Source organism: Rhizobium sp. F40D2, assembly GCF_051810745.2.
GTDB lineage: Bacteria > Pseudomonadota > Alphaproteobacteria > Rhizobiales > Rhizobiaceae > Rhizobium.
This window is the reverse complement of sequence record NZ_CM131436.1, coordinates 2,606,478-2,630,308: the sequence shown is the minus strand read 5'-3', so window position 1 is coordinate 2,630,308 and position 23,831 is coordinate 2,606,478. Positions and strand designations below refer to the sequence as shown.

Annotated in this window: 21 protein-coding genes; 15 read left to right on the top strand and 6 right to left on the bottom strand. The window is 61.1% G+C overall.

All coding sequences use genetic code 11. From position 1 onward, the window contains the following. Positions 1-207 precede the first annotated feature (207 nt). Complete coding sequence (locus ACS4RS_RS12530) at positions 208-765, bottom strand: RNA polymerase sigma factor (protein WP_116406804.1); 558 nt, start codon at positions 763-765, stop codon at positions 208-210. Positions 766-775: 10 nt separating this feature from the next. Beyond that, positions 776-982, bottom strand: a complete 207-nt coding sequence (locus tag ACS4RS_RS12525; protein ID WP_007630755.1) for a NepR family anti-sigma factor — start codon at positions 980-982, stop codon at positions 776-778. Between the two features lie 252 nt (positions 983-1,234). Between ACS4RS_RS12525 and ACS4RS_RS12520 the strand changes: the two genes are divergently transcribed. The 4 genes from ACS4RS_RS12520 (at position 1,235) to preA (ending at position 6,324) form a co-directional block, all read left to right on the top strand. Beyond that, positions 1,235-2,029 carry a response regulator gene (locus ACS4RS_RS12520; RefSeq protein ID WP_003590622.1) on the top strand — a complete coding sequence of 265 codons (795 nt, stop codon included), beginning with the start codon at positions 1,235-1,237 and terminating at the stop codon, positions 2,027-2,029. Positions 2,030-2,220: 191 nt separating this feature from the next. Further along, complete coding sequence (locus tag ACS4RS_RS12515) at positions 2,221-3,216, top strand: HWE histidine kinase domain-containing protein (protein ID WP_439011841.1); 996 nt, start codon at positions 2,221-2,223, stop codon at positions 3,214-3,216. A gap of 417 nt (positions 3,217-3,633) precedes the next feature. Then, entirely contained in the window at positions 3,634-4,995 is a 1,362-nt protein-coding gene (locus tag ACS4RS_RS12510; protein ID WP_439010714.1) for an NAD(P)-dependent oxidoreductase, read from the top strand. A gap of 15 nt (positions 4,996-5,010) precedes the next feature. After that, on the top strand, positions 5,011-6,324 hold the full coding sequence (gene preA, locus ACS4RS_RS12505) for an NAD-dependent dihydropyrimidine dehydrogenase subunit PreA (RefSeq protein ID WP_097629090.1): 1,314 nt from the start codon (positions 5,011-5,013) through the stop codon (positions 6,322-6,324). Between the two features lie 448 nt (positions 6,325-6,772). On the opposite strand, the gene ftrA is transcribed toward preA, so the two are convergent. Then, positions 6,773-7,774 (bottom strand): transcriptional regulator FtrA, encoded by a 1,002-nt coding sequence (gene ftrA / locus ACS4RS_RS12500; protein ID WP_449313670.1) that lies wholly within the window; start codon positions 7,772-7,774, stop codon positions 6,773-6,775. Positions 7,775-7,845: 71 nt separating this feature from the next. Between ftrA and ACS4RS_RS12495 the strand changes: the two genes are divergently transcribed. Continuing rightward, on the top strand, positions 7,846-8,256 hold the full coding sequence (locus tag ACS4RS_RS12495) for a rhodanese-like domain-containing protein (protein ID WP_439010715.1): 411 nt from the start codon (positions 7,846-7,848) through the stop codon (positions 8,254-8,256). A 35-nt stretch (positions 8,257-8,291) separates the two neighbouring features. Here ACS4RS_RS12495 and ACS4RS_RS12490 read toward each other — a convergent pair whose 3' ends face one another. Beyond that, positions 8,292-9,314 (bottom strand): zinc-binding dehydrogenase, encoded by a 1,023-nt coding sequence (locus tag ACS4RS_RS12490; RefSeq protein WP_439010716.1) that lies wholly within the window; start codon positions 9,312-9,314, stop codon positions 8,292-8,294. Between the two features lie 103 nt (positions 9,315-9,417). Between ACS4RS_RS12490 and ACS4RS_RS12485 the strand changes: the two genes are divergently transcribed. From ACS4RS_RS12485 to ACS4RS_RS12475, 3 genes are all read left to right on the top strand, one after another. Continuing rightward, on the top strand, positions 9,418-10,317 hold the full coding sequence (locus ACS4RS_RS12485) for a LysR substrate-binding domain-containing protein (protein ID WP_439010717.1): 900 nt from the start codon (positions 9,418-9,420) through the stop codon (positions 10,315-10,317). 203 nt (positions 10,318-10,520) lie between these two features. Then, on the top strand, positions 10,521-11,057 hold the full coding sequence (locus ACS4RS_RS12480; RefSeq protein WP_439010718.1) for a biliverdin-producing heme oxygenase: 537 nt from the start codon (positions 10,521-10,523) through the stop codon (positions 11,055-11,057). Further along, positions 11,054-13,624, top strand: coding sequence for an HWE histidine kinase domain-containing protein (locus tag ACS4RS_RS12475; RefSeq protein ID WP_439010719.1), 2,571 nt, complete (start codon positions 11,054-11,056; stop codon positions 13,622-13,624). Before ACS4RS_RS12480 ends, ACS4RS_RS12475 begins: the two co-directional genes overlap by 4 nt. Before the next feature lie 3 nt (positions 13,625-13,627). On the opposite strand, the gene ACS4RS_RS12470 is transcribed toward ACS4RS_RS12475, so the two are convergent. Beyond that, positions 13,628-14,305 (bottom strand): TetR family transcriptional regulator C-terminal domain-containing protein, encoded by a 678-nt coding sequence (locus ACS4RS_RS12470; protein WP_003590606.1) that lies wholly within the window; start codon positions 14,303-14,305, stop codon positions 13,628-13,630. A gap of 274 nt (positions 14,306-14,579) precedes the next feature. On the opposite strand from ACS4RS_RS12470, the gene ACS4RS_RS12465 reads away from it, so the two are divergent. After that, on the top strand, positions 14,580-15,836 hold the full coding sequence (locus ACS4RS_RS12465; protein ID WP_439010720.1) for a Zn-dependent hydrolase: 1,257 nt from the start codon (positions 14,580-14,582) through the stop codon (positions 15,834-15,836). A 459-nt stretch (positions 15,837-16,295) separates the two neighbouring features. Further along, a complete protein-coding gene (hydA, locus tag ACS4RS_RS12460) occupies positions 16,296-17,753 on the top strand; it encodes a dihydropyrimidinase (protein ID WP_439010721.1) in 1,458 nt (485 codons plus the stop codon). 58 nt (positions 17,754-17,811) lie between these two features. Here the strand turns inward: hydA and ACS4RS_RS12455 are convergent, their stop codons facing one another. Continuing rightward, the gene (locus tag ACS4RS_RS12455; protein ID WP_012558715.1) at positions 17,812-18,225 is read right to left on the bottom strand and encodes a cupin domain-containing protein; all 414 of its coding nucleotides are present in this window, start codon (positions 18,223-18,225) and stop codon (positions 17,812-17,814) included. Positions 18,226-18,319: 94 nt separating this feature from the next. Between ACS4RS_RS12455 and ACS4RS_RS12450 the strand changes: the two genes are divergently transcribed. From ACS4RS_RS12450 to ACS4RS_RS12430, 5 genes are all read left to right on the top strand, one after another. Beyond that, positions 18,320-19,105 carry an ABC transporter ATP-binding protein gene (locus ACS4RS_RS12450; RefSeq protein ID WP_012558716.1) on the top strand — a complete coding sequence of 262 codons (786 nt, stop codon included), beginning with the start codon at positions 18,320-18,322 and terminating at the stop codon, positions 19,103-19,105. A 39-nt stretch (positions 19,106-19,144) separates the two neighbouring features. Beyond that, positions 19,145-20,074: an ABC transporter permease subunit gene (locus tag ACS4RS_RS12445; protein ID WP_439011842.1), complete on the top strand. Its 930-nt coding sequence runs from the start codon at positions 19,145-19,147 to the stop codon at positions 20,072-20,074. Next, a complete protein-coding gene (locus tag ACS4RS_RS12440) occupies positions 20,071-21,198 on the top strand; it encodes an ABC transporter permease (RefSeq protein ID WP_310806301.1) in 1,128 nt (375 codons plus the stop codon). The genes ACS4RS_RS12445 and ACS4RS_RS12440 overlap by 4 nt, the downstream gene beginning before the upstream one ends. A 59-nt stretch (positions 21,199-21,257) precedes the next feature. Next, positions 21,258-22,229, top strand: a complete 972-nt coding sequence (locus ACS4RS_RS12435) for an ABC transporter substrate-binding protein (protein ID WP_439010722.1) — start codon at positions 21,258-21,260, stop codon at positions 22,227-22,229. A gap of 399 nt (positions 22,230-22,628) precedes the next feature. Next, positions 22,629-23,819: an efflux RND transporter periplasmic adaptor subunit gene (locus tag ACS4RS_RS12430; RefSeq protein WP_439010723.1), complete on the top strand. Its 1,191-nt coding sequence runs from the start codon at positions 22,629-22,631 to the stop codon at positions 23,817-23,819. Positions 23,820-23,831: the final 12 nt, after the last annotated feature.

The window sequence follows — 23,831 nt, the reverse complement described above, 5'->3', positions numbered from 1 at the left end:
AATCCAGCCACGGCGCGTCCGCGCCGCAAATGAACGAAATCGTCACGAAAAAGTCTTTCGCGCCCAAGGACTTGGGCGCACTGGATTCCTGTGACAAGCACAGGAATGAGGGTGGAGAGGTAGTGCCACGAATGGCGACGCCCTGTAAAACGATGCAAAAAGCCGGCGCCCCAACAGGCAGCCGGCTTCCTCGCAATCATCACTTTCTCAGAATGCAAACGCCTTCGACGTCAGCGGCGCCGAGGTGGCGTCAGGGCCGAAATCGGCTTCGCCGGATATCTGCAGCAATTCCTGCAGCCGCTGGCGGGCGCGGTTGACGCGGCTCTTGATGGTGCCGACGGCGCAGCCGCAGATTTCGGCCGCTTCCTCGTAGGAAAAACCCGAGGCGCCGACGAGGATGATCGCCTCGCGCTGATCCGGCGGCAGCTGGTCGAGCGCCTTCTTGAAGTCCTGCAGATCGAGGGCGCCGTATTGCGAGGGGTGCATCGCCATCGATTCCGTGAACAGCCCGTCGCTGTCCTGGATCTCGCGGCCGCTCTTGCGCATCTGGCTATAGAGTTCGTTACGCAGGATCGTGAAGAGCCAGGCCTTCATATTGGTGCCCATCTCGAAATGATCCTGTTTGGCCCAGGCCTTCATGATGGTGTCCTGAACGAGATCGTCGGCACGATCATGCCGCCCGATCAGAGAAATTGCGAAGGCGCGGAGACTCGGGAGGGCCGCCAGTAGTTCCCGCTTGAAGCTGGGTTGCGCTTTTTCTTCCATGCGCACGATCCTATTCGGCCATCTTGGCAGAAGCCATCATTTCGGCGTGGTCGAGCTTTTCGAGGAGGTCGAGAAAGCGATCGGGGATCGCCTCCTCCTGCGCAGAGGCATAGAGCGACCGTAGCCTGACGCCGATCTGATTGTTCGGGTCGAGGATGTCGCTTGCCCGCAGCTCCAGCTTGCGCTGATCGGCTGCTTCTTTCTTGCGTGTCGTCATCAATTCGTCTTCTCGCCGGTTGTCTGTTGGGGCGTGCATGGGGCTGATCACGATTTCAACCTTCGACACCGACCCTTCGCTTGTCGATGTCGCTGACATTTTTGTTGCATGGGTCAAATCGCTACGCCCTTTCTTCGTCGGCTTGATAATGCGGCGCGACAAAAAAAGTTCCTGCCGTTCCGGAACTTTTTTATCAAAGGGGAGTTAACCGCTCATTGGAGCCAATGACCGGCCTGCATACGGGAGCCCTTAATGACACTTTCCACTCGAATTGCGCCGCACCTTCCTTATCTGCGCCGCTATTCCCGCGCCCTTACCGGCACTCAGACTTCGGGCGACGCTTATGTCGCCGCCGTCCTCGAAGCTATCATCGCCGATCTCACCATTTTCCCGGATACGGCGAATGACCGGGTGGCACTCTACAAACTATTTACACAATTGTTTGGTTCCACTGCCGTCCAGATTCCAGAGCCGACTTCGCCTTATGCCTGGGAACAGCGCGCCACCCTGAACCTATCTAAGGTTTCGCCGGGCGCCAGACAGGCCTTCCTGCTCGCCTCCGTAGAGAATTTCCGCGTCGCCGAGATCGGCGAAATCCTGGAACTCGACGAACAGGATGTCATGCGTCTGCTCGACATCGCCTCGCAGGAAATTTCACGTCAGGTCGCAACAGATATCATGATCATCGAGGACGAGCCGCTGATCGCCATGGATATCGAGCAAATGGTCGAAAGCCTCGGCCATCGCGTCACCGGGATTGCCCGTACCCATGCCGAGGCCGTGGCGCTCTACAACAAGACCAAGCCGAGCATGGTGCTGGCCGACATCCAGCTGGCCGACGGCAGCTCCGGCATCGACGCCGTCAACGACATTCTCAAGACGTCGAGCGTGCCGGTGATCTTCATTACCGCTTTCCCGGAAAGGCTTCTGACCGGCGAGCGCCCGGAACCGACTTTCCTTGTCACCAAGCCATTCAATCCCGACATGGTCAAAGCATTGATCAGCCAAGCTCTTTTCTTCAACGAATCGACGCGAGTGGCCGCCTGAGACGCAATTTTCCGGCCTTCGGAACCAAATCGCCAAAGCAGACGTTCCGGTGCTACCGGGACGCGCCGCTGTTTTAACGGTTTCTGCAGCGCTCTGTTCTAAAGTTGACGGGCGGCGTCCCTATGGGCGCTTCCTTCAGCGACGTTCAAGATGTCACAAGGAAAGGCGGCCGAGTGAATACGACTGAACCATTGTCCGGCATGCCTTTTACCTCTGAGGGCAAAGCCGAAATGATGGAACGCGCGCTCGGCAGCGCCGGGATTTCTATCCTCTGCCAGGATGACCGGCTGGCAATCTTCTATGCCGAAAATCTGCCGCCCCATTTCGCAGCGGTCTTCACGCCGGGCGACGGCGATGCTGCTCTGTTCGGCGACACGCACGGCCGGTATCTGACAGCGCTTAAACATAAGGTGCTGGAAACCGGCATGCCCAACAATGCCGAGGTCGACGTCGACGTCGACGGCGAAATGCGCACCTATGAGCTGAAGATCCAGCGTACCGGCCAACCTGGTACCCATGCGCTTCTGTCGGTCATGGCTGAAGTTACCGAAAGCCGGCATCGTGAAAAAGTACTGAAATCCCTGCTGCGCGAACTTTCGCACCGCTCGAAGAACCTTCTCGCCATCATTCAGGGTATCGCCACGCAAACGGCGCGCAACACGCTCTCCCTCGACAGTTTCCTGCTCAAATTCCGCGGACGGTTGCAATCGCTGTCCAACTCGCAGGATCTGATCACCGATTCCAGCTGGCGCGGCGCCTACCTCTTCGAACTGGCCGAAAAGCAATTCGCTCCCTACTGGCCGGAAACGGCCGGCTCCATGCCGATCTACGGCATCAACGCCCATCTGACGCCGAATGCCGCTGTGCATCTCGGGCTCGCCCTCCACGAACTCATCGTCAACTCCGCCTCCTATGGCGCGATATCAGGTGGCGCCGCCTCGATCACCTTGAATTGCCGCGACGCTATGATCGGCGACAGGAAGGCGATCGAAGTCATCTGGGCAGAGGTTCTGCAGAACCAGACGGAAGTCCACGAATTCAGCGACAACAGCTTCGGTCGCACCGTGCTCGAGCGTGTCGTGCCCTCATCGGTCAACGGCAATGCGGAGTTGAACCTCGTTCCTGGCCGCATCGAATATTGTCTGACGATTCCGGAAACCGAATTCGAGATCTTCAAGCGCGTGTGAGATCCCTGCGCTTGAGAGACGGGAATGGCCGAACGGAAAAACAGCCGGTGCGAGGGCGGCGCACCGGCTGTCTTCACTCACCGGGAGGGGACCGTGAGTACGTCCGGATAGTGGGTTGGGGGCGCGCATGTTGGGTCGATGCGATCACCATCCGGATATCGCATTAACGACGACCTCAGACATTGGTTCCCTCCACCGACAAAAAATTCGACTTTTTTGAATCTTTTTTCGGAGGTCCTCCTTCGGCCGCACGCGTAACCATTTCGCCGATAGGAAACTGTATAAATTAGGATGATAAACAGACATTTGCCGCAGCGCGCCGAAGGCATGATCGTCAAAATTTTACCGTTTGATAAATTTTTAAACCTGAGTTACGCTTTCCCTCACAGGCCGTTTACCAATAATGAGGGAACTTCAATGGAACGACTGGAAACGGGGATTCATGCCGGCCGGCTTTCGCCCGCCGAGTATGAGGCTAATTTTTCCGATCTTCATCCGCGCCTCGACAATCATGAGGCGCTGGTCGCCGCCGACCGCTGTTATTTCTGTTATGATGCGCCGTGCATGACGGCCTGTCCCACCTCGATCGATATTCCGCTGTTCATCCGCCAGATTTCGACCGGCAATCCGATCGGCTCGGCCAAGACGATCTTCGACCAGAACATCCTCGGTGGCATGTGCGCCCGCGTCTGTCCCACCGAAGAGCTCTGCGAACAGGCTTGTGTGCGCAACACGGCCGAAGAACGCCCCGTCGAGATCGGCCGCCTGCAGCGTTATGCGACCGATGCCGCCATGCAGGCCGGCAGGCAGTTCTACGCCAGGGCCGAAGCATCCGGAAAGACGATCGCCGTCGTCGGCGCAGGCCCGGCCGGCCTTGCCGCCGCCCATCGACTGGCCGTGAAAGGCCATTCCGTCGTCATCTATGATGCCAGGGAAAAATCCGGCGGCCTCAACGAATACGGCATCGCCACCTATAAGACAGTCGACGATTTCGCCCAGGCGGAAGTCGATTACATCCTTTCGATCGGCGGCATCGAGGTTCGCCACGGCGCTCTTCTCGGCAGCGATTTTTCGCTTTCCGATCTGCAGGCGCAATATGACGCCGTTTTCCTCGGCATCGGCCTTGCCGGCGTCAATGCGCTGCGCATCGACGGCGAGAATCTCGCCGGCGTCGACGACGCCGTCGATTTCATCGCGGCACTGCGCCAAGCCGAAGATAAGAGCCAGATCGCCATCGGCCGCCGTGTCGTCGTCCTCGGCGGCGGCATGACGGCGATCGACGCTGCCGTCCAGGCGACGCTGCTCGGCGCCGAGGAGGTGACGATCTGTTACCGCCGCGGCAAGGAGCACATGAACGCGTCGGAATATGAGCAGGATCTGGCAAGCTCCAAGGGTGTCATCATCCGCCACTGGCTGGCGCCCAAGTCGATCCTGTCACAGGACGGCAAGGTCGCGGCGATCGAGGTGGAGTATACCAGGATCCTCGAAGGCCGCCTCATCGGCACCGGGGAAACCGGCGTGATCGCCGCCGACCAGATCTTCAAGGCGATCGGCCAGAGCTTTGACGCCTCGGGCCTCGGTTCGTTGCGCATGGAATCCGGCCGTATTGCCGTCGATGCCGACGGCCACACCTCGCTCGATGGCGTCTGGGCCGGCGGCGACTGCGTCTTCGGCGGCGACGATCTCACGGTTTCCGCCGTCGCTCACGGCCGCGACGCGGCTGAATCCATCCATCGCGCCCTCACCGCAGCCGCCGCTCCGGCGGTCGCGGTTGCTTGAAGGGGAGAGAGAATAATGGCTGATCTCCGCAATAATTTCGTCGGCATCAAGTCGCCCAACCCGTTTTGGCTGGCCTCCGCACCGCCGACCGACAAGGCCTATAACGTCGAGCGCGCCTTCAAGGCCGGCTGGGGCGGTGTGGTCTGGAAGACCCTCGGCGAGGAAGGCCCGCCCGTCGTCAATGTCAACGGCCCGCGCTACGGCGCGATCTGGGGCGCCGACCGCCGGCTGCTTGGCCTCAACAATATCGAGCTCATCACCGACCGCGACCTCTACACCAATCTCAGGGAAATGAAGCAGGTCAAGATGAACTGGCCGGATCGGGCGCTGATCGCCTCGATCATGGTGCCCTGCGAGGAACAGGCCTGGAAGTCGATCCTGCCGCTCGTCGAAGAGACTGGCGCCGACGGCGTTGAACTCAATTTCGGCTGCCCGCACGGCATGTCGGAGCGCGGCATGGGCTCCGCCGTCGGCCAAGTGCCGGAATATATCGAAATGGTCGTGCGCTGGTGCAAGCAGTACACCCGCATGCCCATCATCACCAAGCTGACGCCGAATATCACCGATGTCCGCCGCCCCGCCCGCGCCGCCAAGGCCGGCGGTACCGATGCCGTCTCGCTAATCAACACGATCAATTCGATCGTCTCGGTCGATCTCGACAACTTCGCCCCCAACCCGACGGTCGGCGGCAAGGGTAGTCATGGCGGCTATTGCGGCCCGGCGGTCAAGCCGATCGCCCTCAACATGGTGGCCGAAATCGCCCGCGATCCTGAAACCTACGGCCTGCCGATCTCCGGCATAGGCGGCATCACCACCTGGCGCGACGCGGCCGAATTCCTCGTTCTCGGCGCCGGCAACGTCCAGGTCTGCACCGCTGCGATGACCTACGGCTTCAAGATCGTGCAGGAGATGATTTCGGGTCTTTCCGACTGGATGGACGAAAAAGGCCATCGCAGCCTCGACGATATCACCGGCCGCGCCGTACCGAACGTCACCGACTGGCAGTATCTGAACCTCAACTATATCGCCAAGGCGAAGATCGACCAGGACGCCTGCATCAAATGCGGCCGCTGCCACATCGCCTGCGAGGACACCTCGCATCAGGCGATCACCAACGTCGTCAACGGCCTGCGCCATTTCGAGGTGATCGAAGAAGAATGCGTCGGCTGCAATCTCTGCGTCAACGTCTGCCCGGTCGAGAACTGCATCACCATGGAGCCGCTTGCCGCCGGCACCCTCGACAAGCGCACCGGCCGCACCGTCGACCCGAACTACGCCAACTGGACGACGCACCCGAACAACCCGATGGCCCGCCAGGCGGCGGAGTGATCGGTTTGACATGCCGCGGAGAAAACCACTCCGCGGCGTTGCGCTGAGCCGGCAATGGAGTTAGGGGGTTCATGCTGCACGATCGCAGCGTGTAACCGTAGAGGAGGCAGCCATGGCTCGCAAACACCTCACCGACTTCAGCTTTTGAAGTCACGTCGAAACGACGTAAATCCTTCCCGTCCGAAGCCCGGGTCAAGACCGGTTCGCAGATCATTCATGGCGACGTTGAACTGATCGAAAAACTCGGCCGCAACGATCCCTGCTCCTGCGATTCCAGAAGGCGGTTTCAAGAGCTGCTGGCTGCAATCCGGCCGCTATGACGGCATCGAACGGGACTACTATTTTTTGGAGATCGTGACTAAAGCAGGCGGCGCCCTTCATCGGAAGGCGCCGTTTATTGTCGCGGTCAAGTCGGCGAAGTGAGAAAGAAATGCAAGCGTGAGGTGGGTCAAAGACCGAACGACCGCCTGTAAGCGCTTGGGCTCGTCCCCAGCCGCCTGCGAAAATGATGCCGCATTGTCGCCAGCGTGCCAAAGCCGCTTGATACCGCGATGTCGTCGAGCGACACCGCAAGCTCTTTCTCGAGAAGGTCGCGGGCATGGCGCAGCCGCTCCGTCAGCAGCCATTCGCCGACACTGAGACCCGTCGTCGCCTCGAACCGGCGCTGGAAGGTGCGCATGCTCATGCCCGCTCTTTTAGCCAGCAGGCTGATCGGCTGCTCCTGCGAAAGACTTCCCCGCATCCATTCGATCAGCGGTCCCAAGCGAATGCCCTCACGCTCTTCGGGAACCGGCGCGCTGATGAACTGCGCCTGTCCGCCTTCGCGATGCGGCGGCACGACAAGGCGGCGGGCGACGCTGTTTGCCGCCTCCGCGCCGAAATCGCCGCGCACCACATGCAGGCAGAGATCGATGCCGGCAGCACTGCCCGCAGCCGTCAGCAGGCTGCCTTCGTCGATATAGAGAACGCCGGCATCGAGCGCGATATCGGGATAACGGGCGGCGATCAAGGCAACATAGCGCCAATGCGTCGTCGCCCTGCGGTTGGCAAGCAATCCAGATCCGGCCAGAACTGCAACGCCGGAGCAGAGCGACATGATGCGCGCGCCACGCTGATGCGCCGCCCTCAGCGCTGCGGCGAGCGGCTCGGGCACCGGCGCATCGATCGCCCGCCAGCCCGGCACGACGATCAGATCCGCCTCATCAAGCACCTCCAGCCCGTTGTCGACCGCGACCGTCAGTCCTCCCGCGGCGCGAAGCGGCCCCGGCTCGATGCCGCAGACCGAGAAGCGATACCAGCCTTCGCCCATCTCCGGGCGCGGCAGGCCGAAGACCTCGTAGGCGATGCCGAATTCGAAGGTGCAGAGCCCGTCATAGGCAAGGGCTGCGACCAACGGTCCTTTCGTCTGCTGTGGTGATAAGATTGGCATGATCTTTACGCTGTCGGTCATGATGGCCAATTCCGCAAAGCTCTAGCATCGGCGATACCAGGCGGCAACTCCAACCTGGAAAGGAAAGACCGATGCCAAGCCCCGTCGCTGAAATCCCTGCTGCCGAACCTGATCTCGCCGCCGCCCACTATGCCGCCAAGCTCGCCTTCGAAACCGATTGCTCGGATGTCCATGCCGCCTTTGCCGGCGCCAAGGTCGATTTCATCCTCCTCGACGTGCGCACCCCGGCGCTGTTTGCGCAGTCCCATCTGGCCGAAGCTATCAACCTGCCGCACGGCAAGATGACCGCGCATCGCATGTCGGAATGGCCAAAGGACACCCTCTTCGTCGTCTATTGCGCCGGTCCCCATTGCAACGGCGCCGACAAGGCCGCTTTCCGCCTCGCCAAGCTCGGCCTCAAGGCCAAGCTGATGATCGGCGGCATGACCGGCTGGGCCGACGAGGGTTTCGCCTTCGAAAGCCAAGCCGTTGCCGCCGAATAGAACAACGCTTCCCTCTGAAGGAGGGGAGCGCAATCTCAGAACTCGATGACGACCTTGCCGAACGGGCCGCGATAGAGATGATCGAGCGCCTGCGGCAGCTCCTCGAAAGAGTAACGCCTGTCGATCACGGGCTTCAGCCCGGTCTGATCGACAGCCCGCACCAAATCCTCCAGCGCCCGGCGATGACCGACGGTAATTCCCTGCACGACGGGCGCTTTGAGAAGCAATGGCGCCACGGGCGCCGACACTTCGAAGCCTTCGAACACGCCGATCACCGAAATGCGGCCGTTGACCGCCACAGCCTTCAGCGCCTGGCCGAGATGCGGCCCGCCTACGATTTCGAGCACGTGGTCGGCGCCATAATCGCCGGTCAGTTGATAGAGCTGCTCCACCCAGTCGCCCTCGTGCCGGTTGATCAGATGATCGGCGCCGAGGGCCGATGCACGTTCGAGCTTTTCGCTGCTGCCTGATGTGATGAAGACTTCGGCGCCATGCACCTTGGCAATCTGCAGACCGAACAGCGCAACACCGCCGGTTCCCTGCACCACCACCTTGTCGCCAGCCTTGAGCTTGCCGCACTCGACGAGCGCAAACCAAGCCGTCAGTCCAGCGCACGGCAATGTGCTTGCTTCGGCCGCGTCGAGAGTTTTCGGTGCAAGCGAAAACCATTCCTCGGAAAGCACCGTGTGCTCGGAAAGTACACCAGGATAAAAGCCGCCGCGCGTCTGGTACGGCGGGTTGCGGGCAGAACCAGGCCCGCGTCCATCGATCCAATCCGGGGAAAAGCTGGAGATCACCCGATCGCCGGGTTTGAAGCGCGTGACGTCAGGCCCGACGGCATCGACCACCCCTGCCATGTCGGAGGCCGGCACGAAGGGGAATTGCAGTGGCAGGCCCATGCCGCTCTCAAGCACCAGCCTGTCGCGGAAATTGAGGGAGACAGCCTGTGTGCGCACCCGGATCATCGCGCCTGACACCTCGGGAATTCTTACCTCGCCGATCTTCAGATTGGCCTGCGGGCCGATGGCATCGGTCTGCCATTGTCTTGTCGTCTGCATCTTTCTGCTCCTTCTCAATAGGCGGAGCAGCAGGTATATCGTTGAATATTCCTCTCTAGTTGCGATATTAAATCGTCAGAATGGTGCCATTTGGGAAACAAAGATGGAGCAGTTGAAGGGAATCTCGATCTTCGTCGAGACTGTCGAGGCTGGCGGTTTCTCGGCCGCCGCCGAGCGGCTCCATCTCACCCGCTCGGCGGTCAGCAAGACGATTGCGAGGCTCGAAGAACGACTCGGCGTCCGGCTGTTCAACCGCACGACCCGTGCCCAGAACCTGACCGACGAGGGCCGATTCTTCTACGAGCGCTGCTTGAGAGCCGTCGAGGAAATCCGCATCGGCGAGGCCCAGCTTGAATCGGGCAAGCGCGAAGTCCGCGGCCGGCTGCGCGTATCGATGCCGATGCTGTTTGGCCGCCATTGCGCCGCCCCGATCCTGGCCCGCCTGCTCGACGACCATCCGGATCTCGAACTCGACCTCTCCTTCAGCGATCGCGTCGTCGATCTTCTGGAAGACGGTTTCGACCTTGCCGTTCGCAACGGCCCGCTGAAAGACAACCCCGACCTGATGGCGCGGGCGATCGCCCGACAGCCCATGACCGTCTGCGCTTCGCCCGCTTATCTGGAAAAATATGGGGTGCCGCAAACATTGGACGATATCGCCCATCACCAGTGCATCGTCTATAGCCGGGGTGACAACGACAAAGCTTGGACCTTTCCAGCTGTCGCGGGGCCCGCACGTGAAATTCTACCGAAATCGCGACTGCGGCTCGACGATCTCGCCTCGATAGCCGACGCCGCTGTCGAAGGCCGAGGGCTTGCCTGGCTGACCTGCTGGCTGGTGCGCGACAGGGTGTTGTCGGGCCAACTCGTGCGGGTTCTGACCGATAGGCCGCCAAGCATCTTCGACGCTTATGCCGTCTGGCCGAGATCGCCCGTCATGCTGCCGAAGGTGCGTCTTGCCATCGATATGCTGGCGGCCGAGCTACCGCGCCTGATGGGCTGACCTTGCTGTCTGGCGGTCCGGCGGTCTCGCCCGGCTGCGCCTTTTCAAAAGTCGAGGGAGGCGAACAACGAGCTGCGGAAAAGAGGGGAAGCCCATGTGTTTCTACGAGTTTCCCTGGAAATACAGCGATGCTGCAATATATCGCCAATTTGCCATCCCGCATGAACGGCATCCTATGCCATATTCCTTAGAACACGGTCCGCATGTCACTTCGCAGCGTACTCCGCGCACAAACAGCAGATTGCCACGCCGAGGTCGACAAGCTTTTCGGCACGTTCGATCTTTCCCATAGACAGCAATATAGGACATTCCTGCGCGCCCACGCCCGGATCGTGCCGGCGACCGAAGACGCCCTTGAGGATGCGGGAATCATCCGCCTGCTGCCCGACTGGCCGGAACGACGGCGCACGCGGCTGCTGTTGGCCGATATCCGGAAACTCGGCGATCCATTGCCCCCGTTTCTTCCGCCGCCGGCATTGCACGGCGAGACCGCGCTCTGGGGCGCCCTCTACGTGCTCGAAGGCTCCAAGCTCGGGGGCGCCCTGCTTGCCAAATCCGTGCCCGATCACCTGCCCGGCAGCTACCTCATACCGCAAGGTCCAAAGGGCGCCACGAAGATCTTCATGGATCGCCTCGATGCCAGCGGTATAGACGATCCCGCGGCCGCCGTTTCCGCAGCCCGCGATGTGTTCAGCCTCTTTTTAAAAGCCGGGCAACTCGAACTGGAAGCCGTCCCATGAGCGGCACCTTTGAACCCGTCGATCTGACCAATTGCGACCGCGAGCCGATCCATCAGCTCGGATCGGTTCAACCCTTCGGCTTTCTGCTGGCGATATCCTCGGACTGGATTGTCACGCGCGCCTCGGCAAATCTGGCGGAGTTCCTCGGAATTACCCAGGCCGACGCGCTCGGTCGCCCTGTCACCTCGCTGATCACGCCAGAGTCGCTCCACACAATCCGCAACAAGCTGACCACACTGCGCGGTTCTGACGTCGTCGAGCGCATTTTCGGCATTGCCCTGACATCAGCTCCGGACAGGTTCGATCTTGCCGTGCATATGAGTGACAGCGGGGTCATCATCGAAGGCGAGCGCTGTCAGGAAGACAGGCACGACGCCCCCTCCCTTTCCATGCGCAGCATGATGTCCCGTCTTGACCATACGGAAACGATGGAGGCCTTCTTTCGCGACGGGGCAAGACAGGCGCGCGCCCTGACCGGCTTTGATCGGGTCATGGTCTATCGCTTCGACGACAGCGGCTCCGGCGAAGTCGTAGCCGAAGCGGCCCGGGCCGGCATCGGCTCGTTCCTCGGATTGCACTATCCGGCATCCGACATTCCGGTGCAGGCGCGGGCGCTCTATCTGCGCAACCTGTTCCGCATCATTGCCGATGTCGACGCCGCTCCGGTCCCGATCCTCCCGCAGCTCAACGAGAACGGACAGTCGCTCGATCTCTCCATGTCGGTGTTGCGTTCGGTCTCGCCGATCCACATCGAATATTTGAAAAACATGGGCGTCGGAGCCTCGCTCTCCATATCGATCGTCGTTGACGGCAAGCTCTGGGGCCTGTTTGCCTGCCATCATTACGGTTCGCGCCTGCCCTCGGCGCAAAGCCGCTCCACCGCCGAATTGTTCGGCCAGATGTTTGCGTCGCGCCTTGAAAGCCGCGAACGACGGCTGGCGCTTGACTATGAGACCAAAACGCGCCGCATCGCCGACCGGCTTCTCACCTCCGTCGCCGACAATGCCAGCCTGCTCGACGATCCGGCCTGGCTGATCGAAGCGCTCGCCGACGTCATTCCTGCCGACGGCATCGGCGTCTGGATCAACGGCCGGCTGGCGCTTGCCGGCATCGGGCCGGATGAGAGAAGCTTCGCAGCCCTTGTCCGCCATCTCAACCGCAATGCCGCCGGCCGCATCTACGCCGTCGACAGGCTCGCCGAGACCTATCCGGATCTCGAACTCGACGAAGCGGTGGCGGGCATGCTCGCTATCCCGATCTCGCGCTCGCCGCGCGACTATGTCGTGCTCTTCCGCCAGGAGATGGTGCGCACCGTCCGCTGGGGCGGCGACCCGCACAAGCCGGTTGAATACGGCCCCAATGGCCCGCGGCTGACGCCGCGCAAGAGTTTCGAAGCCTGGTCGGAACTGGTGCGCGGCCGCTCCCTGCCCTTCACGGAAGCCGAGCGCCGTGTCGCCGAGACGATCCGCATCACGCTGATCGAAGTGGTATTGCGCCTCACCGACGAGGCCAGCATGGCGCGCCAGGCCGCCAACGAGCGCCAGGAGCTGCTGATCGCCGAACTCAACCATCGGGTCCGCAACATATTGAGCCTGATTACCGGCATCATTCGGCAATCGCAGGCGACGTCGGTCAGCGTTGGCGATTACATCCGCCAGATCGAGGGCCGCGTCCAGTCGCTCGCCCGCGCTCATGACCAGATCACCCGCGATCATTGGGCGCCGGCTTCGCTGCGGCAATTGCTGTTGGCCGAGACCGCCGCCTATCTCGGCAAAAACGCCCAGCGTATTCAGCTGAGCGGAGCGGACGTGCTGCTGGAACCGCAGGCCTTCTCCACCGCAGCCCTTGTTTTCCATGAGCTGATGACCAACAGCGCTAAATATGGCAGCCTTTCCGGCACCGGCAGCGGCACCGTCCAACTCGGTTGGCACCGCGATGACGAAGGCAATCTGCACATTGACTGGCGCGAAAAGGATGGTCCGCCGGTCGTCGAGCCCAAACGCCACGGCTTCGGTTCGACGATCATCCGCCGCTCGATTCCCTATGACCTCGGCGGCAAGGCGGACGTTCGCTACAGCAGAGATGGGGTCGAAGCAGATTTCTCTATTCCGGCACGATATGTTGTCACAGCGACGAGCGAACGGTCAGATCCGGCTGCGGCCAGCGCGGCCGATCAGAAGACGATTGCCGGCGATCATCGGCCGCTCTCCGGCCTAAAGGTGCTGCTGGTGGAAAACAACCTGATCATCGCCATGGATGGAGAGGATATCCTGCGTCGCCTCGGCGCCGACGTGGCAACGGCGCCCAGTGTCGCCGAGGCGATGGAGATCCTGGCCGGCCAGTCCTTCGACCTGGCGCTTCTCGACGTCAATCTCGGCGATGAGACGAGTTTCGGAATTGCCGACCGACTGGCAGCCGAAGGCGTTCCCTTCGCTTTTGCCACAGGCTATGGGGAAGGCATTGCCCAAGCAAACAGCCACTCGGACGCGCCCGTGCTGCAGAAGCCCTATACCATCGACGGTGTGACGGACACCCTCGCTCGCCTGCCGCTTTTGAAAAAGCAATAAACGTCAGCTCTCGGAGCGATCCGGGCGCAGCCCGCCAATGAAGAGCTGTTCCAGAAACCGCGCCGCATCCTCGAAGCGCCCCTCGCCGGAATGCTCCTGCCCGAGCACGGCACGCACCTGCACGTCGAAATCCGCGTAATGCTGCGTCGTCGACCAGATGGAGAAAATCAGGTGGTAGGGATCACATTTGGCGATCTTGCCTGATTTCGTCCAGGCGCGGATAACCTCTGCCTTCTCGTCGACCAGTTCCTTCAGCGGTCCCTTCAGCTCGTCCTCGATATGCGGAGCGCCCTGCAGCACCTCATTGGCGAAGAGCCTGCTCTCCCGCGGAAAATCACGGGCCATCTCCAGCTTGCGTCTGATGTAACTGCGGATTTCCTCCTCCGGATTGCCCTCGGCGTCGAAGGCACGCAGCGGCTCCAGCCAGGTGTAGAGCACCCGGTCGATCAGCGCCCGATGCATCGCTTCCTTGGTGCGGAAATAATAGAGCAGGTTGGGTTTCGACATGCCGGCCACTTCGGCGATCTGGTCGATGGTCGAGCCGCGAAAGCCGCTTGCCGAAAACACGTCGAGCGCCGCCTCCAGGATCTGCTCTTCCTTCTCCTCCTGAATTCGCGTCCGCCTCAGGGTTTTCGCTGCTCTCGGTATGGTCACAGGCTGTCGTTTCCCCTTGAAATTCAACTTCTTCGCTCAAGTTTTGGCAGGAGGCGACCCTGCCGCTTTCTTGAGCAACTGCCCGTATTTTTATCGGCAATTTTCGTGATTTTCGTCTTGAGCCCGGCGGTGGAAGTTGTAATGTTTACCAATCGGTCAAATTATCCGCCAGATGAAAAACAAAGGCAACTGGCGATTTTCCGGCGCTCGACAAAAGCAATAAGAGGCGCTGGAATAGACCACGGGAACAGGCGGGCATGCCACTTCGCATGGCTGCCGCAAACAGGTGAGGGCTTGAAGAATGGTGGCAGCACCAGGCGAGAACATGCGCGTCAATGGCGACCGTCTCTGGGACAGTCTCATGGACATGGCGAAGATCGGCCCCGGCATTGCGGGCGGCAACAATCGCCAGACGCTGACGGATTCGGATGCCGAGGGCCGAAGCCTTTTCAAGACATGGTGCGACGAAGCGGGCCTCACCATGGGCATCGACCAGATGGGCACGATGTTCGCCACCCGCCCCGGCACCGATCCCGATGCCCTGCCCGTCTATGTCGGTTCGCATCTCGACACCCAGCCGACCGGCGGCAAATTTGACGGCGTGCTCGGCGTGCTGGGGGCCCTCGAAGTCGTGCGCACCATGAACGATCTCGGCATCAAGACCAAACATCCCATTGTCGTCACCAATTGGACGAACGAGGAAGGCGCACGTTTTGCCCCTGCCATGCTGGCCTCGGGCGTCTTCGCCGGCGTGCACAGCCTCGACTTTGCCTATAATCGCAAGGATCCCGAGGGCAATCTCTTCGGCGACGAACTGAAGCGCATCGGCTGGCTCGGCGACGAAGAGGTCGGCGCCCGTAAGATGCACGCCTATTTCGAATATCACATCGAGCAGGGCCCGATCCTCGAGGCCGAAGACAAGCAGATCGGCGTCGTCACCCACTGTCAGGGCCTGTGGTGGCTGGAATTCACGCTGACCGGCAAGGAAGCCCATACCGGCTCGACGCCGATGAACATGCGCGTCAATGCCGGCCTTGCAATGTCGCGCATCCTGGAAATGGTTCAGGCTGTCGCGATGGGCGAACAGCCGGGCGCCGTCGGCGGCGTCGGCCAGGCCTTCTTCTCGCCGAATTCCCGCAACGTGCTGCCGGGCAAGGTGGTTTTCACCGTCGACATCCGCTCGCCCGACAAGGCCAAGCTCGACCGCATGCGGGCAAAGATCGAGGCGGAAGCGCCTGGCATCTGCGATGCCCTCGGCGTCGGCTGTTCCATCGAGGCGATCGGCCATTTCGCGCCCGTCACCTTCGACGAAAAGCTGGTTACTTCAGTCCGCGCGGCCGCCGAGCGCCTCGGTTACACTCACATGAACCTCATCTCCGGCGCCGGCCACGATGCCTGCTGGGCCGCCAAGGTCGCGCCCGCAACGATGGTCATGTGCCCCTGCGTCGGCGGGCTCTCGCACAACGAGGCGGAAGAGATTTCCAAGGAATGGGCGACGGCGGGCGCCGACGTGTTGTTCCATGCGGTCGTCGAGACGGCAGAGATTGTCACCGAATGAACCTTTGGCCGCCGTATCTCGCTTATGCAGTCTTCGCTTGGACTGCATTAGTGGGTGCACCTGACGTCTTTGGCGCAACGAACAATGATGCGGATGTAAGACAGCTTAGTAATGTGGAAGAAAATCAGGAAATTCACATTACGCCAGCTGACTTTTGTACACGCAACCAAACATTGGAGCTGATGATAGCCAACCCGGTGTTGCCAGACTCAAGATCATTGACACCAGCCACAATCACGCGTGAAGGCGACTCTGTTACAGTTATTCTTCAGGACAATAGCGACGTATGGAACACGAGGGATGCCGTTCAGAAATTGAACTTGTTCATTATCGAAAGCCTAAACCGGGATTGTCGCACGTTACAAACGTGGAAAGTCAAAGGTATAACACTGAGAGGCCTTCACATCATTAAGCGTCCTGATGGTCAACCAGATTTCGACTATAGGAAGGACTAGGATTATGAGTACCACAGTCATCAAAAACGGCACCATCGTCACGGCCGATCTCACCTACAAGGCTGACGTCAAGATCGACGGCGGCAAGATCATCGAGATTGGTCCGAACCTCTCCGGCGACGAAACGCTGGACGCCTCCGGCTGTTATGTCATGCCGGGCGGCATCGATCCGCACACCCATCTCGAAATGCCTTTCATGGGCACCTATTCCTCCGACGATTTCGAGAGCGGCACGCGTGCGGCCCTTTCCGGCGGTACGACCATGGTGGTCGATTTCGCCCTGCCCGCCCCCGGCCAGTCGCTGCTTGAGGCGCTGACCATGTGGGACAACAAGTCGACGCGGGCCAATTGCGACTATTCCTTCCACATGGCGGTCACATGGTGGAGCGAGCAGGTCTTCAAGGAGATGGAGACCATCGTCCGCGACAAGGGCATCAACACCTTCAAGCACTTCATGGCTTACAAGGGCGCGCTGATGGTCGACGACGACGAGATGTTCGCCTCGTTCCAGCGCTGCGCTGAGCTCGGCGCGCTGCCGCTGGTACACGCAGAAAACGGCGACGTGGTCGCCTCCATGTCGGCAAAGCTGCTCGCCGAAGGCAATAACGGTCCCGAGGCGCATGCCTATTCCCGCCCCGCCGAGGTGGAGGGCGAGGCCACCAACCGCGCCATCATGATCGCCGACATGGCCGGCTGCCCGGTCTATATCGTGCATACCTCCTGCGAGCAGGCGCATGAAGCGATCCGCCGGGCCCGCGCCAAGGGCATGCGTGTCTACGGCGAACCGCTGATCCAGCACCTGACGCTCGACGAGAGCGAATACTCCAATCCCGACTGGGACCACGCCGCCCGCCGGGTCATGTCGCCGCCCTTCCGCAACAAGCAACATCAGGACAGCCTCTGGGCCGGGCTTGCCTCCGGCTCGCTGCAGGTGGTCGCCACCGACCATTGCGCCTTCACCACGGCGCAGAAGCGTTTCGGCGTCGGTGATTTCACCAAGATCCCGAACGGCACCGGCGGCCTTGAAGACCGCATGCCGATGCTTTGGACCCGCGGCGTCAACACCGGCCGGCTGACAATGAACGAGTTCGTCGCCGTCACCTCGACCAACATCGCCAAGATCCTCAACATCTATCCGAAGAAAGGCGCGATCCTCGTCGGCGCCGATGCCGATATCGTCGTCTGGGATCCGAAGCGATCGAAGACCATCTCGTCCAAGAGCCAGCAGTCGGCAATCGACTACAACGTCTTCGAAGGCAAGGAGGTGACCGGCCTGCCGCGCTACACGCTGACGCGCGGCGTCGTCGCTATCGAGGAAAGCACCATCAAGACCCAAGAGGGCCATGGTGAATTCGTCCGGCGCGAACCAGTAACGGCCGTCAGCAAGGCACTCTCCACCTGGAAGGAGATCACCGCCCCGCGCAAGGTGACGCGCAGCGGCATTCCGGCGACCGGCGTTTGACGATGCTCCATGACCAACCCGCCATCAACCGGAGAACGGCGCCTTCATGTCGATGACCTCATGCCGGCACCAGCGCATCCAACTCCGGCAGCAGCACCACACTTTCCTGCTCGTTGGGATCGGTGCGGGCGATGATTGCCGTGCACGGCGTGCTGCTGAGGTTTGCCGGCATATGCGGCACGCCGGCCGGGATGTAGAAGAGTTCGCCGGCATGGACGATGACGTGCTGCTCGAGCCGATCTCCGTACCAGGTATGAGCCTCGCCGGAGAGCATGTAGATCGCCGTCTCATGCGCCTCGTGCAGATGCGCCTTGGCGCGCACGCCGGGCGGGATCGTCAGCAGGTGCATGCAGATGCCCTTGGCGCCCACCGTCTCGGCCGCGATCCCTTGGAAATAGCTGAGCCCCTGCTTGCCGTCATAGGCATGGTTGGGCCGAACGATGTGGCAGGTGGGTTTTGATGTCGCGTCCATTCTCTTCCTCCATGAAATGTGCCGCCGGCAGGGCCTGCGGCGATGGTAACATGCAAACCGCCTCCCCGCGGCGAAAACAAGAACGGTCGCATTGATGCAAGCACCCTCCGTCGTATCCGCCAAGGATCTCTGTCTCACCTACCAGGCGAATGACGGCCCGGTGCGGGCTCTCAGCGATGTCAATCTCGATGTCCGCAAGGGCGATTTCGTCTCTTTCATTGGCCCGTCCGGCTGCGGCAAGACCACCTTCCTGCGTGTCATCGCCGATCTCGAAAAGAGCACTTCGGGCGAGATTTCGATCAACGGCATGACGCCGGAAGAAGCCCGCAAGGCCCGCGCCTACGGCTACGTCTTCCAGGCACCGGCGCTCTATCCCTGGCGCACCATCGAAAACAATATCGCCCTGCCGTTGGAGATCATGGGCTATTCCAGCGCCGACCGGACGAGACGCATCGCCGAGGCGCTCGATCTCGTCAGCCTCACCGGCTTCGAGAAGAAGTTTCCCTGGCAGCTCTCCGGCGGCATGCAGCAACGCGCCTCGATCGCCCGCGCGCTGGCCTTCGATGCCGACCTGCTGCTGATGGACGAGCCCTTCGGCGCGTTGGACGAGATCGTCCGCGACCATCTGAACGAAGAACTGCTGAAACTCTGGGCGCGCACCAACAAGACCATCTGTTTCGTCACCCATTCCATCCCCGAGGCAGTCTACCTCTCGACCAAGATCGTGGTGATGTCGCCGCGCCCGGGCCGCGTGACCGACGTAATCGACTCGCCCCTGCCCGCCGAACGCCCACTCGACATCCGCGACACCCCCGAGTTTCTGGAGATCGCCCATCGTGTCCGCGAAGGGCTGAGGACGGGGCATAGTCATGAGGTTTAGGCGGTTGAGTTTGGAAGCATACAAATGGGGGCGGTCGCTGTGAAACCCGACACCTTCAAAAACAAGATCGTCCCCGTCACCACCATCCTGCTCGCTCTCATCGCCATCTGGTATGTCGCCGCCGTTCTCATGAACGCGCCGTTCCAGCGTGACATGGACAGCCGCGCCGGCGTCACACCGACGACAATCGAATTCATCGGCAAGACGCTGGCGCAGCCGAAGCCGATCTTGCCGGCGCCGCATCAGGTGGCGCAAAATGTCTACGAGAACACATTTCTGCGCAGCCTTTCGAGCAATCGCAGCCTCATTTATCACAGCTGGGTGACGCTCTCCTCCACCCTGCTCGGCTTCGGCTTCGGCATGCTGCTCGGCATTCTTCTTGCGGTGCTGATCGTACATAACCGCGCCATGGACCGCTCGCTGATGCCCTGGCTGGTGGCGAGCCAGACCATCCCGATCCTCGCCATCGCGCCGATGATCGTCATCATCTCCTACAATGTGCTGACCGGCGACAATGCACTTGCTCATCTGTTGAACCTCGATTCCGACGCTTCCCGCCTCGTCTCCAAGGCGCTGATCTCCACCTACCTCTCCTTCTTTCCCGTCGCCGTCGGCATGGTGAAGGGCTTGCGGTCGCCTGAGATCATGCATCTTGACCTGATGCGCACCTATTATGCGAGCCCCATGCAGACCTTCTGGAAGTTGCGGGTCCCGGCCTCGATCCCCTTCCTCTTCACCTCGATGAAGGTCGCCATCGCCGCCAGCCTCGTCGGCGCCATCGTCGGCGAGCTGCCGACAGGTGCGGTTGCCGGTATCGGCTCGAAGCTGCTGGCCGGCTCCTATTACAGCCAGACCATCGATATCTGGGCGGCTCTCGTCGCCGGGTCGCTGCTGGCGGGCATCCTGGTTGCGATCGTCGGCCTTGCGGCGAAGATCGTCGACCGTGCCATGGGCGGGAGGCCGGCATGAGACATCTGACCTTCTCCTGGCAGGGCGTGACCGCCCTTCTCTTCTGCATGGCAGCGCTTGTCACCCTGCCGCTTCTGGCCGAAGGTGCGGCGCAGCCCTTCACCGACGGCACGGCAAGCCTCGTCTTCACCATCGTCATGGCGGCCGCCCTGCTCTCCTTTGCGCCGCAGCCGCCGGCCTACCGGGCCACCGTGCTGTTCATCGGCGCGCATGGCGCCGCCTGGATGCTGCTTTCCGCTCTCTCCGGCAATGAGGGCATGGCAACGCGGGCTTATTTCCTGCTGCTCTTTTCCTGCTGGCTGCTTGCCTGGCGATGCGTCACCGAGCTGTCGAAACTGCAGCCCGTCACTGCTTTCGGCAAATCGGCGCTCCAACTGCTGATCCCCGCGATCTTCGGCGCCTGGATTCTCATCCTCTGGGAAGCCGCGACGCGCGGCGCCGGCATTCCCTTCATCATCCTGCCGCCGCCGAGCGCCATCGGCGCCCGTATCATGGCCTCCTTGCCCATCCTCGGTGCCGACGTCAGGCAGACGATCTTCAAGGCGGTGCTGATCGGTTATATCGTCGGCTGCCTCAGCGGCTTTGCCGTCGCGGTGCTGGCCGACCGCATCACCTTCCTACGCCGCGGCCTCCTGCCGATCGGCAATATGGTGTCGGCCCTGCCGATCATCGGCGTCGCACCCGTGATGGTCATGTGGTTCGGCTTCGATTGGCCGTCGAAAGCCGCCGTCGTCATCATCATGACCTTCTTCCCGATGCTGGTGAATACCGTCGCCGGCCTTGCCGCCTCCGGCAGCATGGAGCGCGACCTGATGCGCACCTACGCCTCGAGCGACTGGCAGACACTGCTCAAGCTGAAGCTTCCGGCCGCCATGCCCTTCATTTTCAACGCACTGAAGATCAACTCGACGCTGGCGCTGATTGGTGCCATCGTTGCCGAATTCTTCGGGACGCCGATCGTCGGCATGGGCTTCCGCATCTCCACCGAGATCGGCCGCATGAATGTCGACATGGTTTGGGCGGAAATCGCCATCGCGGCACTGGCCGGCTCGATCTTTTATGGCATCATCGCCCTGACCGAACGGGCGGTGACGTTCTGGCATCCGTCTATCCGTGGTGGCTAGGCGCGCACGGGCTTCGCAAATGGGGTTCGGGCATAACTTCAGAGGGTAAGGATAAGAAAATGAAAAAGTTGATGGTTGCAATGATGGCGAGCGCGATGACGCTTGCCGCTGCTCAGGCGATGGCCGCCGACAAGGTGGTGCTGCAGCTGAAATGGGTCACGCAGAGCCAGTTCGGCGGTTATTACGTCGCCAAAGACAAGGGCTTCTATAAAGAAGAAGGCCTCGACGTCGATATTAAGCCGGGCGGCCCCGATATCGCCCCCGAGCAGGTGATCGCCGGCGGCGGCGCCGATGTCATCGTCGATTGGATGGGCGGCGCCCTGGTTGCCCGCGAAAAGGGTGTTCCGCTCGTCAACATCGCCCAGCCCTACCAGAAATCGGGCCTGGAAATGATTTGCCGCAAGGATGGCCCGGTCAAGACCGAAGCCGACTTCAAGGGCCACACGCTCGGCGTCTGGTTCTTCGGCAACGAATATCCTTTCTTCGCCTGGATGAACAAGCTGGGTCTGTCGACGGAAGGCGGCGCGAACGGCGTCACCGTGCTGAAGCAGAGCTTCGACGTGCAGCCACTCGTCCAGAAGCAGGCCGACTGCATCTCTGTGATGACCTACAATGAATACTGGCAGGCGATCGATGCCGGCTTCAAGCCGGAGGAACTGACGGTCTTCAACTATACCGAGATGGGCAATGACCTCTTGGAAGACGGCCTCTATGCGATGGAAGACAAGCTGAAGGACCCAGCCTTCAAGGAGAAGATGGTCAAGTTCGTCCGCGCCTCAATGAAGGGTTGGAAATATGCGACCGAAAACCCCGACGAAGCCGCCGAGATCGTGATGGACAATGGCGGTCAGGACGACAATCACCAGAAGCGGATGATGGGCGAAGTCGCGAAGCTCGTCGGAGACGGCTCCGGCAAACTGGATGAAGCGCTCTATGCCCGCACGGCCAAGGCGCTGCTCGACCAGAAGATCATCAGCAAGGAGCCCTCGGGCGCCTGGACGCACGACATTACCGACGCCGCGTCCAAATAATCGCGGCATGCAATGCGAAGCGGAACGCGCGGGAGATCTCCGCGCGTTTCGTCTTTTTCTTGACTAGAGGAAAAAAAACGCCTTGCAACTGTCGCATTGATCCGGCGTCAAACGTCATAGGGAAGAACCAAGATCAATCATCGTCATGTTCACATAACCCTCCGGTGATTGATTCAAGTTCCGATGGTAATTAGTATCGGCTCATAGGGAATTGTTTTCTGCCGGGCTTGCATATCGAGCAAATCGATACCAATTAGAAGCCGATTTGCCGGCGAGGGACGAAGACGGCAATGATGTGTGGATACCCCTGAGAATGCAGGAAAGGCAGTGGCCTGGTCGCGAACTGAGTGGCAGACGCGCGAGTTCGGCTAAGCTTGTTACAAGATTGGACGAAGACGCATGGCACGCAAGCCGATTGAAATTTTAGGCGCCGCTACCCTTTTTGCAGCGGCTCTCGCCGCATCCACCGCATTTTCGCAGGAAAAGCCGGTTGAAAAACCGCAACAGAATCTGCCGGCGATCGTCGTCACCAAGGCTGTCAATCGGACGCTCGTCGACCGTGTCATCGGAACGGGAACGATCAAGCCCGTCGAGGAAGTCTATATCCAGCCGCAGGTTGAAGGCCTGTCGATCCGCACGCTGAAAGCCGATGTCGGCGACAAGGTTCAGGCGGAGAGCACCCTGGCGACGCTCAACGATGACGCGCTGGTGCTGGAGAAAAGCCAGATGATGGCGACGAAAGCCAAGGGCGAGGCAAGCCTCGCCCAGCTGCGCGCCCAGCTCATCGAGGCGCAGGCCAATGCCGAACAGGCTAGGCAGCAGCAGGCCCGCTCTCAGGAAATGGGCAAGAAGGGCACGGTTTCCACCGCCCAGGTCGAACAGGCCGATGCGACCGCCGCAGCCGCTAACGCCCGCGTCGTTTCCGCCGAACAGGCGATCGAGGTCGCCGAAGCCGATCTCAAGGTCTTCGACAGCCAGATCGCCGATGCGGATCTGAAGCTGGCGCGTACCGATGTGAAGACCCCGGTCGCCGGCACGATCTCGGCCAAGAACGCCAAGGTCGGCGCCATTGCCGCCGGCAACGGCGATCCGCTGTTCACCATCATCCGTGACGGCGATGTCGAGCTTGTCGCCGAGGTCGCCGAAAGCGATATCGTTAGAGTGATGGCCGGCCAAAAGGCGACCATCTCCCTTTCCGGCAGCCGCGACAAGCTTTCCGGGGCAGTGCGCCTGGTGTCCCCGACCGTCGATCCCACCACCCGCCTGGGCCTCGTCCATATTTCCATCGACGACGACAGCAAGGCGCGCTCCGGCATGTATGGCAGCGCCGAGATCATCGTTCGCGAGACGGAAGGCGTATCGCTTCCGCTGACCGCAGTGCTCACCGGCAACGAAGGCTCGTCGGCCCGCAAGGTCGAAGATGGCGTGGTGAAATTCGCCAAGGTCGAGACTGGCATCCAGGACGGTGCCTATGTCGAGATCGTCGATGGATTGAAGAGCGGCGACGAGGTCGTGGCCAAGGCGGGCGCTTATGTCCGTGACGGCGACCACATCACGCCGGTGCGTGAACAGCCCCCGGCTTCCAACTAAAGAGACCATCCG

Bases quoted from the DNA above. Each gene is read 5' to 3' on its own strand.
- ACS4RS_RS12465 (WP_439010720.1), top strand. From the start codon at position 14,580: ATGGTGGCAGCACCAGGCGAGAACATGCGCGTCAATGGCGACCGTCTC.
- ftrA (WP_449313670.1), bottom strand. From the start codon at position 7,774: ATGACCGACAGCGTAAAGATCATGCCAATCTTATCACCACAGCAGACG.
- ACS4RS_RS12520 (WP_003590622.1), top strand. From the start codon at position 1,235: ATGACACTTTCCACTCGAATTGCGCCGCACCTTCCTTATCTGCGCCGC.
- hydA (WP_439010721.1), top strand. From the start codon at position 16,296: ATGAGTACCACAGTCATCAAAAACGGCACCATCGTCACGGCCGATCTC.
- ACS4RS_RS12530 (WP_116406804.1), bottom strand. From the start codon at position 765: ATGGAAGAAAAAGCGCAACCCAGCTTCAAGCGGGAACTACTGGCGGCC.
- preA (WP_097629090.1), top strand. From the start codon at position 5,011: ATGGCTGATCTCCGCAATAATTTCGTCGGCATCAAGTCGCCCAACCCG.
- ACS4RS_RS12485 (WP_439010717.1), top strand. From the start codon at position 9,418: ATGGAGCAGTTGAAGGGAATCTCGATCTTCGTCGAGACTGTCGAGGCT.
- ACS4RS_RS12510 (WP_439010714.1), top strand. From the start codon at position 3,634: ATGGAACGACTGGAAACGGGGATTCATGCCGGCCGGCTTTCGCCCGCC.
- ACS4RS_RS12475 (WP_439010719.1), top strand. From the start codon at position 11,054: ATGAGCGGCACCTTTGAACCCGTCGATCTGACCAATTGCGACCGCGAG.
- ACS4RS_RS12490 (WP_439010716.1), bottom strand. From the start codon at position 9,314: ATGCAGACGACAAGACAATGGCAGACCGATGCCATCGGCCCGCAGGCC.
- ACS4RS_RS12450 (WP_012558716.1), top strand. From the start codon at position 18,320: ATGCAAGCACCCTCCGTCGTATCCGCCAAGGATCTCTGTCTCACCTAC.
- ACS4RS_RS12495 (WP_439010715.1), top strand. From the start codon at position 7,846: ATGCCAAGCCCCGTCGCTGAAATCCCTGCTGCCGAACCTGATCTCGCC.
- ACS4RS_RS12435 (WP_439010722.1), top strand. From the start codon at position 21,258: ATGAAAAAGTTGATGGTTGCAATGATGGCGAGCGCGATGACGCTTGCC.
- ACS4RS_RS12525 (WP_007630755.1), bottom strand. From the start codon at position 982: ATGACGACACGCAAGAAAGAAGCAGCCGATCAGCGCAAGCTGGAGCTG.
- ACS4RS_RS12455 (WP_012558715.1), bottom strand. From the start codon at position 18,225: ATGGACGCGACATCAAAACCCACCTGCCACATCGTTCGGCCCAACCAT.
- ACS4RS_RS12430 (WP_439010723.1), top strand. From the start codon at position 22,629: ATGGCACGCAAGCCGATTGAAATTTTAGGCGCCGCTACCCTTTTTGCA.
- ACS4RS_RS12480 (WP_439010718.1), top strand. From the start codon at position 10,521: ATGTCACTTCGCAGCGTACTCCGCGCACAAACAGCAGATTGCCACGCC.
- ACS4RS_RS12440 (WP_310806301.1), top strand. From the start codon at position 20,071: ATGAGACATCTGACCTTCTCCTGGCAGGGCGTGACCGCCCTTCTCTTC.